The following is a 16,671-nucleotide window of genomic DNA, read 5'->3' as shown; positions in this document are numbered from 1 at the left end:
TATTATCCCGCAAATAGCGGGATAATCCTCTTGGAACACTTTACTTCATTAAATATCTAATATGAGTACTCCACTTACACATGTCACTCTGATTGAAAACAGAAAATAGGGGCTGAATATATGGAAAAGAAATTCATGCGAGAATCAAAAGCAATTAAAACAACACGTGTTTTTCCTAACGATTTAAATAATCACCAAACACTTTTCGGGGGGAAATTATTAGCAGAAATTGATAGTATCGCTTCGATTGCAGCTGCAAGACATAGCCGTAAACATTGCGTAACAGCATCTATCGATTCCGTTGATTTTTTAACTCCAATTCACCAAGCAGATTCTGTTTGTTATGAAGCATTCGTATGTTATACAGGAAAATCTTCAATGGAAGTTTTTGTAAAAGTAATTGCAGAGGATCTACTAGCAGGCGAGCGTAGAATGGCCGCAACATGTTTCATTACATTTGTCGCATTAAAAGACGGAAAACCTTCATCTGTACCACAAGTAATTCCTGAAACAGAGGAAGAACATTGGCTACATACAACTGGTTCAGAGCGTGCAGAAAATAGAAAAAAAGGACGTTTGAAAAGTAAAGAAATGGCTGAAGTGTTAACTTTGAATAAACCTTGGAGTATTTAATAACTGATTTACCTTCCTTTTTTCTAATCAAAAAGGAAGGTTTTTTATATGAAGCATTTGTTTACACGCTTTTCATATAAAATACCTAGAGTTGCGTTATAAAGTTTATATGCGGTAAACTTATACAGATGTTCTTCTGGTTACTCCTATACTTTAAAAGTAACTATAGATATTTTTAATCTATTACACAAATAAAAACATATGTGGAAGGATTCTATTATGCAAAAATCAATTGCTAAAAATATTATATACAAAATTTTATTAAACGTTTTCAATGTCATACTTCCAATTCTTGTTGGTCCCTATGCTTATCGTACACTAGGTGCCTCTTCAATGGGAAAAGTGAACTTCTCTGAAACAATTTTCACTTACTTTTTTATCTTTGCTGTATTCGGCATTCATCAATATGGATTAAGAGAAATTAGTGCCATTAAAGATAATAAAAAGAAATCTGAACAATTATTTACTAGTTTATTTATATTAAGTATCTTTACGAATTTATTAACATTTGGGGCATACTTACTATTTAGTTACTTCGGATATGCAGAAAAAGGACTGTTTTATATCCTCCTTATATTCGGATTTAACTTTATTGCAAATATTTTTTATGTAGAGTGGTTAAATGAAGCCTACGAAAATTTCGATTTTATTACATTGAAAACCATCATTGTAAAATTAATTTATGTCGTAATGCTCTTTATCTTTGTACAAACTTCTCAAGATTTTTATCAATTTACAGGACTATTAGTACTTTCTAATTTCTTAAATAACATCATTAGTTACATATATATAAGGCGCACTGTGAAATTTGATTTTTCAAATATCACTATCAAAAAACATTTAAAGCCATTGTTATTAATTGCCATTTTTTCAAATGCGAATATACTTTATACTCATTTGGACCGCTTCTTCCTTGGTGAATACGTAGGTGAAAAATATATTTCTTTCTACGTAATAGCTTTCCAAATTATGTCTATTATTAACTTACTCATGTTAAGCGTTATACAAGTAACTATACCAAGGCTTTCTTATTTATCTGAAAGTAATGATGAAAAAGCATATGATAAATTATTAAATACAATATCCCAACTTTATTTCATTACCTTATTCCCAGCAGCAATCGGGCTTATCATTGTCTCAAATTTAATTGTTGTAATCTATGGTGGAGCAGAATACGCAGCTGCTGGACCTACATTGGCCGTTTTTTCTGTTTATATGGTTGTGTTAGGTATTCAATCTATTCTTGGAAACCAAATTATGTACATTAAACGTAAGGAACACATACTCGTACGTGCGTTATTAGTATTTGGTGTTATAAATATTATACTTAAAGTAATACTATTGAAGTTCGACCAATTCACACCAACGTCAGCAACTTTGACAACGACAATTTCAACACTATTGCTTGTGGCGTATATATATTTTTATATCAAGAAATCCTTAAAGATAAACTATCGTCTGTTTACGATGGCCAACTTAAAATATTTACTATATTCTCTTACATTCATACCAATTTCTTATGTAGTTCAGCTATACGTGTCAGGAACAGTCCCTTTATTTCTAACATTAGTTATCGCAAATGGACTTGCATATATTCTATTGTTATTCCTGACAAAAGATGAAATTTTATTCATGGTTCTTTCTAAGTTATCAACTAAATTTAAAAAATCTTAAAGACGTAACAAAAAGCGACGTGCCATTCATTCACTCCTGAATAGCACGTCGCTTTATTTATTTTTGATCTTATAAAAACTATTTTCACTGTAATATATCAACCTTAGGTTGTATTTCAATTACTTTTTCAGTAAACTTTTCGCGATTATACGTGTCAGAAGACCTTTATCCATCAACGAAATAGAACTGAATTTAGGAGAAAACAGCATTTTTATATTCCATAAACCATGATGCGTTCCTTTCAGAATCATATCCAGCCATAAAAATTGAAATACTTGTTTAACATTTTGATTCTCTTTGTTTGCTTTATTATATTGTTCTTCTAATCGGCGCTTTACTTCTAATAGCTCTTCTTTTGTTAATGTATTCCTTGCATATGGTACGCGATCAAATTCAATTCCGATACGAGATAGAGCCTCTGTAGAAATCTTTGCAGCCATAACCTCTTGATCGGAAGCATTAAGACTACTTACACTTGTTTCTGACCACCGATAATTCAATAATGGCTCTTCTAAGTTAATTACCTTATACTTCTCACTTAGTCTCTGAAACAGCTCATAATCTTCAGCATGTAAATAATTCAAATCATAATAAATATTATTTTCTTTTAAAAATTCCGTACGCATCATCACAGATGGATGAATCATACAACTTCGAACACATAAACAATTTCTAATTAAATCTGGAGAACCTGAAATTTGCCACGGTTTTCGATTCTGACCTATAACCTTAACGCCAGTTCCACAAACTGCAACATCAGGATGCTTCTCCATATACTGCAATTGAACTTCTAAACGTTTTGGATCTGCTATATCATCACAATCCATCCTAGCAATATACTCTCCTGTTGCTAAATCAATTCCTTTATTTAACGTCTTTATCAACCTTAAATTCTCTTCATTTGTCACTATTCTTATTCGTGAATCATTATAAGAATTCAAAATCTCCATACTACTATCTGTTGATCCATCGTTTATAATTAGTAATTCAAAATCTGTAAAAGTTTGGTTCAAAATACTATCAACAGACTCTCTTAAGTATTTCTCACCATTATATACAGGCATTAGCACCGTAATTTTAGGCATTGTTGACCTCCATAAAAAAGAATTTAAAATTGCTTCATATTATATAAATAGATACATCTATTTTCCATATATATAACAGTCTCCTGTAAAGTACTAATATGAACTTCGTTGTATTTTTTCAATGTACTTTTCATAATTCCCTTCACTTAGTATAACAGGTTCTCCTATTAAATATAGTATCCCAACAAATTCTTTCATCTACTTATCCAGTCATCTAATCAGCTTCAATATACTTATTTTTTATTTGTTTTTTTTCCAGTTAATCAATTCCTCATATACACAAAAAAACATAATAACTTAGCCAATTCCCTATATTTTATCCATAAAGATCTGGAAAATAAATAATGTACCTTTTTGAAATGATAGCATTATACGAAAGAATTTAGTATCATGATTCAAGGTACTATTTCAAGTTGGACGGAGGATACTATGAGCTTATTAACAGTAGAAAAACTAGGCCATACATTTGGCGATCGCACATTATTTAAAGATGTATCCATGCGTTTACTAGCAGGAGAACATGTCGGATTAGTCGGTGCAAACGGTGTTGGCAAATCAACATTTATGAATATTATTACTGGTCAACTTATCCATGATGAAGGCCGTGTAGAATGGACACCTGGTACAAATTACAGTTACTTAGACCAGCATACAATTTTAACACCTGGTCGCACAATTCGTGATGTATTAGCTGACGCGTTTTTACCTTTATTTGAAAAAGAAAAAGCTTTAAATGCAGTTGCAGAAAAAATGGGAACGGCAACACCGGAAGAATTAGAGGACCTTCTTGAGCAGATGGCAGAAATCCAAGATGCTCTCGAAGCAGGTGGTTTCTATTTACTAGATATGAAAATCGAAGAGGCAGCAAGAGGTCTTGGAATTGATGCAATCGGTTTAGATCGTGATGTTTCAGCACTAAGTGGTGGACAACGTACAAAAGTATTACTTGCAAAGCTATTACTTGAGCAACCAGAAGTGTTATTACTCGATGAGCCTACTAACTATTTAGACGTTGAACATATTCATTGGTTAACTAATTATTTAAAAGAATATCCACATGCATTCTTATTAATTTCTCATGATACGGAATTTATGAACAAATGCGTTGATGTTATTTTCCATCTAGAATTTACAAAAATGACGCGCTATACAGCGACATACGAAAAATTCCTAGAGTTAGCCGAAATTAATAAAAATCAACATATAAATGCTTATGAAAAACAGAAAGAGTTTATTAAAAAGCAGGAAGACTTTATTGCAAAGAACAAAGCTCGTTATTCAACGACAGGTCGTGCAAAAAGTCGTCAAAAACAACTTGATCGCATGGAGCGTATTGATCGTCCTGAAACAGCAATTAAGCCAGAATTCTCATTTAAAGAATGTCGTGCAAGTAGCCGTTTCGTCTTTGAAGGTGAAAATGTAGAAATCGGATATACACACCCATTACTACCAAAACTAACAATGACAATTGAACGCGGTGAAAAAATTGCTATCGTTGGATGTAATGGTGTCGGTAAATCAACATTACTAAAAACAATTTTAGGAAAAATTAAACCTTTAAGCGGTAAAACGAGTCTTGGTGACTTCTTAGAGCCTGCATACTTCGAGCAAGAAGTAAAAGCTGATAATATAACACCAATTGATGATGTTTGGAACACATTCCCTAGTATGGACCAACATCAAGTTCGTGCAATGTTAGCGAAATGCGGATTAAAAAATGAGCATATCTCTCGCCCGCTAAATCAATTAAGTGGTGGCGAACAAGCAAAAGTTCGTTTATGTAAGTTAATGGGTGAAGAAAGTAACTGGATCCTATTTGATGAGCCAACAAACCATCTTGATGTTACAGCAAAAGAAGAACTACAAAAGGCTCTGAAAGCATATAAAGGGACAATCCTTCTTGTATGTCACGAACCAGAATTTTATGAAGCTTGGGTAACAAAAGTTTGGAATATAGAAGAGTGGGCTCAAAGTAATTCTTAATTTTAACTTTTATAGGTGTTAGACACCTTCCTCTATTTATGTGAAGTTGTCTAATATCAAAGTAAATAAGTTTACTCTTTTCGCCCCTCAATAAATAAGAAGTGCCTCCCTATTGGAAGGCACTTCTTATTTATTCCTCTTCTAATTTACCGTTCTCTCCTTAGAAGTATGACAAATTCCTAAAGCCGCTAAAATAACCATTGTTAGCGTAGCTGAATAATGATACCTTGGTGCTACTTCTACTATCATTTGAGCCAATGTTAATCCAATGAAGTATATACAAATAAGGAACGCTGGAGATTTATCTCTACGTTTAAATGCAATTAACGCGCCAAATAATGAAGTCGCAATTAAGAAATAGTAAAACATATTACATAAAGTAATATATCGAATTTTATGATCTATTACAGTGTTTGCATATTCAACTGCTACACTGTCATCATCTAAAAATACGAGGAACTTATCAAAGAATAACTTCGGGAAATTAATATTTCCATCTTTGATCCTATCCTTCGCCTCTTCTAACATTTGCTTCTGAACCTCATTAGCAGTCCAGCCAACTTTTTCACTATAGCCTATAAGTAGCGCAGAATCTTCCTCATTCCATCTACCTAAATTTTTCTCATTAAACCCTACATGAATATTGTAACCAGGCGTAGTTGCGATTTCTTCTCCAAGCCTTATCGTCGTATAATATTGAGCTAATGAAGAAAATAGGACATAACCTGCCACAATTACTCCCATATATATACCTTTCTTAAACAAGATGTTCCTTTCTCTTATATGCTTTGTATCTATAACGAAAAGCCAAATACCTAAAGCAATAATTGGTACAGCAGCGATTGGACGCGCCATATTCATCATCGCCAGTAACATCCCTAACAATACCGCATAACAAAGTAATTTAATCATGTTAATATTTAAGAATTTATCGTGCACGATAATAATAATGGCCCATATTAATAAGAGCTCTGCACAATACAGTGGTTCTGACATTGCAAACATATTATATATAGTTTGTGAAGGCAACAAGATCCATAGCACACTTGCAATAATCGCCGCTTTAACTCCTGCAATTCTTCTGCAAATAAAATAAATTAATCCCATGCATATCGTAGTTAATACGACATTTAGAATAGGTGGAATCATATAGCTTGCCCCAAATATTTTAAAGAAAATACTTAAAAATGATGAGTAACCGAAAATATGAGGAAACAGTGCCACATACCTACTATTAATAACAAAATCTTTACTTAATGCTTCTGCAGTATAATAAAAAGTTGCATAATCAACTAATGGCTGAATTCTATACACTAGAATCCAAGATAATTTAATTCCAAGGCATAAAAGTAGTAAGACAAGAAAAACTGCTTTCTCATTATATTTCTCTAAATATGACGAGCCTTTTTGCAGTATCATTACCCCAATTGAGCATAAAAATAAAAAACCACATAATATTACTACGTAATTTTCTTTCTGAAAATCCGTAAAATAACTAACAATCAACGTTATAGCAAAAATACTATAAATCATATATATAGTTCTTGTTGAAAAACTTGATAGTCCTTTCAAAAACGCACTCAATACGTTCACTCCTTCTCATTTATTGTTAACATATAGCTTTTTTGTTTCATCCCGTGATAATACAAAATATCCGATGATTTATCCATCTATAATAATAAGACCAATTGAGTTAACTGTCTAATCGTTTCTTACACTTTGCAATCAAGTGATAATCTCTTCTATATTTATCTTTGCACCTTTCCCTTTCTCTACGTATTTTAAAATAAAAATCATATTCTTCCGTTAGACAAGCTAAGCACCTTATAAAAAAGTTAATATACAAACCAAAAATATGCTATAATTGTTAATTGTTACTTGACTCTATTAAGTAATAAAACGTTTAATTTTTTTTATATATAATTTATCTATTTTATAAAGATGAGGACATTAATATGGAGAAATTTTTAAAATTTGGCTTAGTCGGGATTGCTAATACGCTAATTACAATTATTAGCTATGTTATTTTAGTAAAGCTAGGAATGAATTACCTTGTCGCTAATACACTTTCATATTCAATCGGTGTAGCTAATAGCTATTATTGGAATAAAAATTGGGTATTTCAATCTAATGGGAAAGATTTATCAATATTCATCAAATTTTTAACCGTAAATTTAATCGTATTTGCTTTTAATACATTGAGTTTGTTTATACTAGTAGCTAAATTTTCAATCAATGAATTTATTGCACAAATTTTTGCAATCGGTATCGGTATGATGATAAACTTTTTCCTTAATAAAATGTGGACTTTTAGTCAAACTGAAAAAAGCCTATAAATAAATTTATTAAAACTATAGGAGGATTTAGCATGAAAAAACTAATCTCGGTTGTCGTTCCTATGTACTTTGAAGAAGAAGTAGCACAGGAATGCTATAATCGTTTAAAATCCGTTATGCTTCAAAATAATATTAATTATGAGTTTGTTTTCGTAAATGATGGTAGCACAGATCGTACAATGGAAATTCTATCAGAAATTGCTGCAAATGATTATCGTACAAAAATTGTTAATTTCGCACGCAACTTCGGACATCAAATAGCTGTTACTGCTGGTATTGCTGCTGCAAAAGGTGACGCTATTGTAATTATAGATGCAGACTTACAAGATCCACCGGAAGTTATTCCTGAACTTATTGCCAAATGGGAAGAAGGATATGAAGTTGTTTATGCAAAACGTAAACAACGTAAAGGTGAAACTTGGTTTAAACTGTTAACCGCTAAATATTTCTATAAAGCCTTAAACTATATGTCTGATATCGATATTCCAAAAGATACAGGTGATTTCCGAATCATCGATCGCAAAGTTGCTGATGTTTTTAATCAAATGACGGAACGAAATCGCTTTATTCGCGGCATGATGTCTTGGGTTGGCTTCCGCCAAACGTATGTTGAATATGAACGTGATGAGCGCTTTGCTGGTGAAACAAAATATCCATTAAAGAAAATGATTAAGTTTGCATCCGATGGAATCATTGCATTTTCGACAAAACCGTTACGAATCGTTATGTCTTTAGGCTTATTATCAGTTCTCATTTCCATAATTGTCTTACTGTATACAATTACTGTGAAAATCATCGGAAATGATACTCAAACAGGTTGGGCATCTATTATGGTCGCAATTACATTCTTTAGCGGCATTCAATTACTTGGCCTTGGAATTGTAGGTCAGTATATTGCTCGTATTTATGACGAAAGTAAAAACCGTCCGATTTATATCGTGAAAGAAACAATTAATGTGGATCAAGAAAATACTTTACAACAAAAAGAAAAGGCGAGTGCCATCTAAATAAAAAAGGTAACAATGATAAATATCATTGTTACCTTTTTATATTGTAATATCCCATAAGCCGCAAGCGAAATTCCTTTAAATTTGGATATACCTCTAAATTAGATAGCATTCCTTGAATAACTGGAATTCTTGGATTTTGCAATCTCATTTCTGCTTCTAAAACATCTAAAGTTACAAGTAACTCATCATTTTCTAATTGATCAGCTAATGTTCGTTTAAATACAATAATTTCACTTAGAAAATGTTCCTTCACCTGTTCCTTAATAAACTCGGAACTACAAAGAAATTCTCCTAGTCTCTCTTCATGTAGGACAGGTTCCTCCGAAGATTCTAGAAGCCCCTCTACTAAATTATCTATCCTCTGTAAAATAAAGGTCGAAACATAGGATAAATCAATTTCCGGTGCATTTAAAATAATTAATTGTAAATAACCGTGGCATATTCCTTCTACCATAATTACCAAATCTAACAAATATGGACTGACTTTGTCACCATAAATGGACAGTAAGCTATTCCGATAAAATGTATGAGACTCTAATTTCATCCTCATCATAAACTCTTCTACTTCTTTATTAAACGGAATTGCATTTTCTCTTGCATGCATAATAATAAATTCTTTATGTTTTTGCACATCAGTAAACTGACAATATAATTGTTTGTCAAATTTTTCACGTGGTAATAAAGATTCTTTTTCAATATCCAGCATTTTCTTCTGAATCTTGTCATAATAATATCGAAGTGTGGCCAATAATAACTCATCTTTTGATTTGAAATATAAATAAAAAGCTCCTTTTGATATACCACATGCGGTTACGATTTCTTGTACTGACGTTGCATTTACACCCTTAGTTGCAAATAACCTCATAGCCATCTCTATAATTAAGCGCTCTTTTTCTTTCATATTCTCTCTCCTAAATTTAATCTCGCATCTTATGTAAATTCAAACTTGATTTTATTCCACATTAACTGAAAATAAAACTCCCCATCTAAAATTTAATGGAGTAAATGGTTTATATAGAAGCCTTTCCATCTATAAAATCCGGTTAGTAAAAGCCAATGATCAGAAAAAGAATAGGAAACCGACTACTTACAGTTTGATTTTATTATACCATCTCTTTTCATTGACGACTGACCAATCGGTCAGTTATATTATGTATTAGACTGACCGATTGGTCAATATAATAAAAAGGGAGCGCAAACATGAACAAAATCATCAATTTCACGTTAAAAAATAAGTTCGCAGTTTGGCTACTAACCATTATTGTTACTATTGCGGGTATTTATTCTGGACTCAATATGAAGCTGGAGACAATTCCTGATATTACAACACCGATTGTAACAGTAACCACGGTTTATCCTGGTGCTACACCAGAAGAAGTAGCTGATAAAATTTCAAAACCAATGGAAGAGCAACTCCAAAATTTAAGTGGTGTAAACGTTGTTAGTTCATCATCTTATCAAAACGCATCTTCTATTCAGGTAGAATATGATTTTGATAAAAATATGGAAAAAGCCGAAACGGAAATTAAAGAATCGCTCGCAAACGTGAAACTGCCAGAAGGTGTGAAAGACCCGAAAGTCTCACGAGTAAACTTTAATGCCTTTCCTGTTATTTCATTAAGCGTAGCAAGTAAAAATGAATCTTTAGCTTCCTTAACAGAAAATGTAGAAAAAAATATTGTTCCTGGATTAAAAGGACTTGATGGTGTCGCATCTGTTCAAATCGCAGGTCAACAAGTAGACGAAGTACAGCTTGTCTTCAAAAAAGATAAGATGAAAGAATTAGGTTTAAGTGAAGATACTGTAAAAAATATGATTAAAGGTTCGGACGTATCGTTACCACTTGGCTTATATACATTTAAAGATACGGAAAAATCAGTTGTTGTCGATGGTAACATTACAACAATTAAAGCATTAAAAGAATTAAAAATTCCAGCTATCCCTTCATCACCGAATGGTCAAGGTAGCCAAAACGCTGGTGCTGGAACACAAGCACCACAGATGAATCCGGCCGCTATGAATGGCATACCAACGGTTACATTAGAAGAGATTGCTGATATTAAAGAAGTTGGAAAAGCAGAATCCATTTCTCGAACGAATGGAAAAGAAGCAATCGGTATTCAAATTGTGAAGGCTGCTGATGCGAATACAGTTGATGTTGTAAATGCAGTTAAAGATAAAGTAAAAGACCTTGAGAAAAAATATAAAGACTTAGAGATTATTTCAACATTCGATCAAGGTGCGCCTATTGAAAAATCAGTCGAAACAATGCTTAGCAAAGCTATTTCCGGTGCTATCTTTGCGATTGTTATTATTATGTTGTTCCTGCGAAACATTCGAACAACACTAATCTCTGTCGTTTCTATACCACTTTCTTTATTAATTGCAGTTTTAGTAATAAAACAAATGGATATTACCCTTAACATTATGACACTTGGAGCAATGACAGTTGCTATTGGACGCGTTGTTGATGACTCAATTGTTGTTATTGAAAATATTTACCGACGTATGTCTTTATCAGAAGAGAAATTACGTGGGAAAGATTTAATTCGTGAAGCTACGAAAGAAATGTTTATCCCGATTATGTCTTCTACAATTGTAACAATCGCTGTATTCTTACCTCTTGGGCTTGTAAAGGGTATGATTGGTGAAATGTTCTTACCATTTGCTTTAACAATTGTTTTTGCCCTACTTGCTTCCTTACTTGTGGCAGTTACAATTGTGCCGATGCTAGCACATTCCTTATTTAAGAAGGAAAGCATGAGAGAAAAAGAAGTACATCATGAGGAAAAACCAAGCAAATTAGCAAACGGCTATAAACGTATACTTGAATGGGCGTTAAACCATAAAATTATTACATCAAGTATCACAGTCCTCCTATTAGTAGGCAGCCTTGCACTTGTACCAATCATCGGTGTCAGCTTCTTACCATCTGAAGAAGAAAAAATGATTATCGCAACGTACAAACCTGAGCCAGGTCAAACTTTAGACGACGTTGAAAAAATTGCAACGCAAGCTGAAAAGCATTTCCAAGATAAAAAAGACGTCAAAACGATTCAATTCTCATTAGGCGGCGAAAACCCAATGAGCCCTGGTCAAACAAATCAAGCGATGTTCTTCGTTCAATATGATAACGATACGAAAAACTTTGAAAAAGAGAAAGAACAAGTCGTTAAAGATTTACAAAAGATGTCTGGAAAAGGTGAATGGAAAAACCAAGATTTCGGAGCAGGTGGCGGTAGTAACGAAATTAAGCTATACGTTTATGGAGATAGCTCTGAAGAAATTAAGCCTGTCGTGAAAGACATTCAAAATATCATGAAGAAAAATAAAGATTTAAAAGACATAGACTCTAGTGTTGCAAAAACATATGCAGAATATACTTTAGTCGCTGATCAAGAAAAGTTAAGTAAGATGGGGCTAACTGCTGCTCAAATTGGAATGGGACTTTCTAATCAACATGACCGCCCTGTTCTTACAACAATTAAAAAAGATGATAAAGATATAAATGTATATGTAGAAACTGAAAAACAAAACTATGAAACGATCGATGACTTAACAAATCGTAAAATTACAACACCACTTGGTAATGAAGTTGCTGTTAAAGATGTTATGACTGTAAAAGAAGGTGAAACTTCTAACACAGTAACACATCGTGATGGCCGTGTTTATGCGGAAGTTAGTGCAAAACTAACATCTGATGACGTTTCAAAAGCATCTGCCGCTGTTCAAAAAGAAGTAGATAAAATGGATCTTCCTTCTGGTATAGATGTTTCTATGGGTGGTGTTACACAAGATATTCAAGAATCATTCAAACAACTTGGCTTAGCGATGTTAGCTGCGATTGCCATTGTATACTTCGTTCTTGTTGTTACATTTGGCGGTGCCCTTGCACCATTCGCAATTTTATTCTCGCTACCATTCACAATCATTGGTGCACTCGTTGCCTTATTAATTTCTGGCGAAACGTTAAGCGTATCTGCGATGATTGGGGCTCTTATGCTAATTGGTATCGTTGTAACGAACGCAATCGTGCTCATTGACCGTGTTATTCATAAAGAAAATGACGGCCTATCAACACGTGAAGCATTATTAGAAGCTGGTACAACACGCCTGCGTCCTATCTTAATGACTGCAATTGCAACAATCGGGGCTCTTATCCCGCTTGCATTAGGATTTGAAGGTAGCGGCTTAATTTCTAAAGGACTTGGCGTAACAGTAATTGGTGGATTAACAAGTTCAACGTTATTAACACTCCTTATTGTTCCGATCGTTTATGAAGCATTAAGCAAATTTAAAAAGAAAAAAGTAAAATAAAAAAATAACCTCGCTGACTGCGAGGTTATTTTTTATTCCCAAACAAGATTAGGAAATCACCATATCCTTCTTTTTCTAAATCTTCTTTTTGAATAAAGCGTAGCGCTGCCGAATTAATACAATAACGAAGGCCGTTTTGTCCTGGGCCGTCTGGAAATACATGCCCAAGATGTGAATTTCCTTCTTTACTTCTCACTTCCGTACGCGTCATATTATGGCTAACGTCCATTTTTTCTTTCACACTAGCTGACATAACTGGTTTCGTAAAACTCGGCCATCCACAGCCGCTATCGAACTTATCGAAAGAAGTAAATAATGGTTCCCCCGAAACAATATCTACATAAAGCCCTTCTTCTTTATGATTCCAATACTCATTTTGAAAAGGCGGTTCTGTCCCATTTTCCTGTGTTACATAAAACTGCATCTCGTTTAATCTTTCTTTTAAATGAGCATTATTCTTTGGCCAATGTTGTTTAATAAAAGCATCTCGACCTGAGCCTTTACGATATAACTCATAGCGAAATGTATTCTTCTTATAATATCCTTGGTGATATTCTTCAGCTGGATAAAACGTAGCAGCTGGCAATATTTTTGTCGCAATTGGCTTCGAAAAATGCCCACTTTTCTCGAGCTCTTCTTTTGAAGCCTCTGCCTTTTTATGTTGTTCTTCATTATGATAAAAAATCACCGTTTCATAAGACTGCCCGCGGTCGTGGAATTGTCCCCCTATATCAGTCGGGTCAATTTGTCTCCAATATATATTTAACAACTCTTCATACGGCATTTTATTTGCATCAAATGTAATTTGTACTGCTTCATAATGCCCAGTTGTTTCCGAGCACACTTCTTTATACGTTGGATCCTCTTTATGGCCACCTGTATAGCCTGAAACAACCTGTATAATCCCTTCCATCTCTTCAAATGGCGAAACCATACACCAGAAACACCCTCCGGCAAACGTAGCTAACTCTATCTTTTCATTTACAGCCATTATTTCACCCCTATTCTATCTTCTCCTTACAGTATGGCATAAGGAACGTCATGTTATAAAAGAAAAAGCATCGAACATCGATGCTTTTTCTTTACTTCACTTTATTTTTTTCCAACGTCCTTCTCCATTTCATCACTTGTCACATCTAAGACATCTAATAAGAAAATGAAGATTGGAATACCGATAATAAGTCCCCACACACCTAAGAAATGCTCAGAGAAAATTAATATCATAAATGTGTAGAAGATTGGTAAGTTTGTTTTTTGTGACATAAACTTCGGATTTAATACATAGCTCTCAAGTGCATGAATTACTGTTACGATAACTACAATATAAACGACATACATAATACCGCCAATATTGTAAGCAATCATACAGAGTGGGAATAACGAGATAATAACACCCGCCACTGGAATTAAACCAAGCAAGAAAATCATTAACGCTAAACCTAGTAATTGCGGGAATCCTAATATCCATAATGCAATAACAGATAAAACACAGTTAACAATTGCAATTAAAAATTGTGCTTCGATTACTTTTCCAAATGAACGTGCAAATTTCTTTCCGAAATACTCTATTTCGTTATAGAAAATTGCAAGTCGGCTTTCTTTAAATTTCGAAGTAAAAGCAACGATACGTGCTTTTTCAAGTAAGAAAAATAAGCTTAAAATTACAGAAAGTAAAACTTGAAGGCCAAATTTCCCAACATTCGTAATAGATTTATACAAAATGTCTACGCCTTGCCCCACATATTTAGAAAGCTCCATATGATTAACAGCATTAACTGCATACTTAATTAATTCACTATCAGGTGGATTTCTTAAAAATACATTAAATTGATAAATCAATTGTGAAATTTGTATTGTTAATACCGGTAAATATTTAAATAGCGTAATGGCAATTCCTGCCACTAACATTACATATAAAAGCGCTATAATAATTTTTCGATTAATTGGCATGAAATGATCTAATTTACGAGAAATAAACTTTTGGAATCGATCCATTAAATACGTCAACATAAACGTAATTAAAATTAAATTTAACATACTTTGCATCCCATACAATATGAGAGCAAGTAATACTAATACGATTAACCTCTGAAATCCTTTGCTTTGAAACAGGTTTTTTATTTGCATAATCGACGAGTACTCTCTCCTGTCCTATAAAGTAAAACATTAACAAGTAGATCTCTCTCTATTCTCTACTTATAATTATCCTTTAATATTAAAGCCATTGCGAGCAATTTATATTCAACTCTAACCACCCGTTAATTGTGCTATATATTATGTTACTTCTTATTTTACAATACAATGACCTATTTCAGAACGCATTATACGTAGTATTAATGAAGATTTAAGGAAACTTTTATCCTTCAATAGGTCTTACCACTACTGTAACATAAAAAGCAAGCTATCAGTAGAAATCCGTCCTACAAATAACTTGCTTTTATATTTTTTTTAGTAAGTTTTATCATCCAATAAACGGCATGAACATTGGAATAACCACCACTGTTACGACACCAACCACTGTCACAGCGATACTGGCCATAGCTGCTTCTACTTCACCCATTTCGATACCTACTGCAACCCCTAACGCATGTCCTGCTGTTCCAAGCGCTAAACCTTTAGCAATCGGATGTTTAACTCTAAATGTTTTTAAGAATAAAGCTCCTAATGCGTATACGATAACAGCATTAAAAATAACTGCAAATGATGTAATTGCTGGAATACCACCGATACTTTCAGAGATTGGTAATGCAATTGCTGTTGTTGCTGCTTGTGGTAACATTGAGTTCATTACAGCTGTATCTAGACCAATTGCTTTTGCGACAATGAACACAACAACCACTGAACAAATAGATCCAACCACAATAGCCGATAAAATTGGCCACCAATATTTTTTTAACTTATCAACTTGTTTATATAATGGAATTGCAAACGCGATTGTTGCTGGTTCTAAGAAGAAGCTAATCATTTTTCCGCCAGTATTATATTCTTCAAAAGTAAAGTTACCTACTTTTAGAAAGACAATCCCTAATACCATCGCTACGAATAATGGTGTGAATAAGAAGAACCCTTTTGAATGCTTAAATAATAATGTTCCGATTCCGTATGCGATTAATGAAACGACGATTCCGAAATATGGAGTCATTGTGCTTGCCATGTTCATTCCCTCCTAACAATATATACTAAATTGGTTACGCAACTTTTCCGTGCCTACGTCCTTTATTTACTACTTTCAATTCTTTCGTATCTTCTATTTCTTTATCGTCTTTTCCTAAAATAAATTGTGCAAATAATCCTGTTACAGCGAGTAAAATAATTGTTGCGACAACAATTACAGTTAAAATTTGTACAAAATATTGTCCCATTACACCGAGAGAATTAATAACCGAAATACCTGATGGAACGAAAAGGAATCCGATAATACCTGTTAAAGCCGTTCCGAGTGATTCAACTTGTTCCAATTTAATAACTTTTAAACATAATAGGCTAAATAAAATAACTAATCCGATCACCGATGAAGGCATCGGAATTGGTAAATGCGTTGCAATAATATTAGAAACTAACATAATAGCTGAAAATATGAATGCTTGTGATAAGAAACTATATACTTTTTTCGTACTCATTTTGGCCACCTCT

General features: G+C 33.3%; 13 protein-coding genes. 6 read left to right on the top strand and 7 right to left on the bottom strand.

The annotated features are described in order from the left end of the window. The first annotated feature begins 120 nt into the window (after positions 1–120). Positions 121–633: an acyl-CoA thioesterase gene (locus MR066_RS20545; RefSeq protein ID WP_071743997.1), complete on the top strand. Its 513-nt coding sequence runs from the start codon at positions 121–123 to the stop codon at positions 631–633. 219 nt (positions 634–852) lie between these two features. After that, positions 853–2,307, top strand: coding sequence for an oligosaccharide flippase family protein (locus tag MR066_RS20540; protein ID WP_215551322.1), 1,455 nt, complete (start codon positions 853–855; stop codon positions 2,305–2,307). A 119-nt stretch (positions 2,308–2,426) separates the two neighbouring features. Here the strand turns inward: MR066_RS20540 and MR066_RS20535 are convergent, their stop codons facing one another. Further along, complete coding sequence (locus MR066_RS20535; protein WP_078180489.1) at positions 2,427–3,392, bottom strand: glycosyltransferase family 2 protein; 966 nt, start codon at positions 3,390–3,392, stop codon at positions 2,427–2,429. A 429-nt stretch (positions 3,393–3,821) separates the two neighbouring features. Between MR066_RS20535 and MR066_RS20530 the strand changes: the two genes are divergently transcribed. Continuing rightward, complete coding sequence (locus MR066_RS20530) at positions 3,822–5,375, top strand: ABC-F family ATP-binding cassette domain-containing protein (protein WP_242248362.1); 1,554 nt, start codon at positions 3,822–3,824, stop codon at positions 5,373–5,375. Positions 5,376–5,516: 141 nt separating this feature from the next. Here MR066_RS20530 and MR066_RS20525 read toward each other — a convergent pair whose 3' ends face one another. After that, complete coding sequence (locus MR066_RS20525) at positions 5,517–6,959, bottom strand: hypothetical protein (protein WP_396022282.1); 1,443 nt, start codon at positions 6,957–6,959, stop codon at positions 5,517–5,519. 371 nt (positions 6,960–7,330) lie between these two features. Between MR066_RS20525 and MR066_RS20520 the strand changes: the two genes are divergently transcribed. Continuing rightward, positions 7,331–7,711 carry a GtrA family protein gene (locus MR066_RS20520; protein ID WP_078180484.1) on the top strand — a complete coding sequence of 127 codons (381 nt, stop codon included), beginning with the start codon at positions 7,331–7,333 and terminating at the stop codon, positions 7,709–7,711. 32 nt (positions 7,712–7,743) lie between these two features. Next, a complete protein-coding gene (locus MR066_RS20515) occupies positions 7,744–8,718 on the top strand; it encodes a glycosyltransferase family 2 protein (protein WP_113770250.1) in 975 nt (324 codons plus the stop codon). A gap of 31 nt (positions 8,719–8,749) precedes the next feature. On the opposite strand, the gene MR066_RS20510 is transcribed toward MR066_RS20515, so the two are convergent. Beyond that, positions 8,750–9,622 carry a TetR/AcrR family transcriptional regulator gene (locus MR066_RS20510; protein WP_242248360.1) on the bottom strand — a complete coding sequence of 291 codons (873 nt, stop codon included), beginning with the start codon at positions 9,620–9,622 and terminating at the stop codon, positions 8,750–8,752. Positions 9,623–9,921: 299 nt separating this feature from the next. On the opposite strand from MR066_RS20510, the gene MR066_RS20505 reads away from it, so the two are divergent. Beyond that, a complete protein-coding gene (locus tag MR066_RS20505; RefSeq protein ID WP_242248358.1) occupies positions 9,922–13,038 on the top strand; it encodes an efflux RND transporter permease subunit in 3,117 nt (1,038 codons plus the stop codon). Positions 13,039–13,063: 25 nt separating this feature from the next. On the opposite strand, the gene msrB is transcribed toward MR066_RS20505, so the two are convergent. The 4 genes from msrB to lrgA all read right to left on the bottom strand — a co-directional run bounded on the left by msrB (position 13,064) and on the right by lrgA (position 16,658). Beyond that, complete coding sequence (gene msrB / locus MR066_RS20500; RefSeq protein WP_242248356.1) at positions 13,064–14,029, bottom strand: peptide-methionine (R)-S-oxide reductase MsrB; 966 nt, start codon at positions 14,027–14,029, stop codon at positions 13,064–13,066. Positions 14,030–14,130: 101 nt separating this feature from the next. Beyond that, positions 14,131–15,165 carry an AI-2E family transporter gene (locus MR066_RS20495; RefSeq protein ID WP_002016425.1) on the bottom strand — a complete coding sequence of 345 codons (1,035 nt, stop codon included), beginning with the start codon at positions 15,163–15,165 and terminating at the stop codon, positions 14,131–14,133. A 334-nt stretch (positions 15,166–15,499) separates the two neighbouring features. Beyond that, on the bottom strand, positions 15,500–16,192 hold the full coding sequence (gene lrgB, locus MR066_RS20490; RefSeq protein WP_242248355.1) for an antiholin-like protein LrgB: 693 nt from the start codon (positions 16,190–16,192) through the stop codon (positions 15,500–15,502). A gap of 34 nt (positions 16,193–16,226) precedes the next feature. After that, positions 16,227–16,658 (bottom strand): antiholin-like murein hydrolase modulator LrgA, encoded by a 432-nt coding sequence (lrgA, locus tag MR066_RS20485; protein WP_016102341.1) that lies wholly within the window; start codon positions 16,656–16,658, stop codon positions 16,227–16,229. Positions 16,659–16,671 lie beyond the last annotated feature (13 nt).

Origin of the sequence: Bacillus cereus group sp. BfR-BA-01523, assembly GCF_022662615.1 — a bacterium.
In the GTDB taxonomy this organism is placed as follows: Bacteria; Bacillota; Bacilli; order Bacillales; family Bacillaceae_G; genus Bacillus_A; species Bacillus_A mycoides.
The sequence above is the reverse complement of the archived record's forward strand: the minus strand, read 5'-3'. Positions and strand labels throughout refer to the sequence as shown.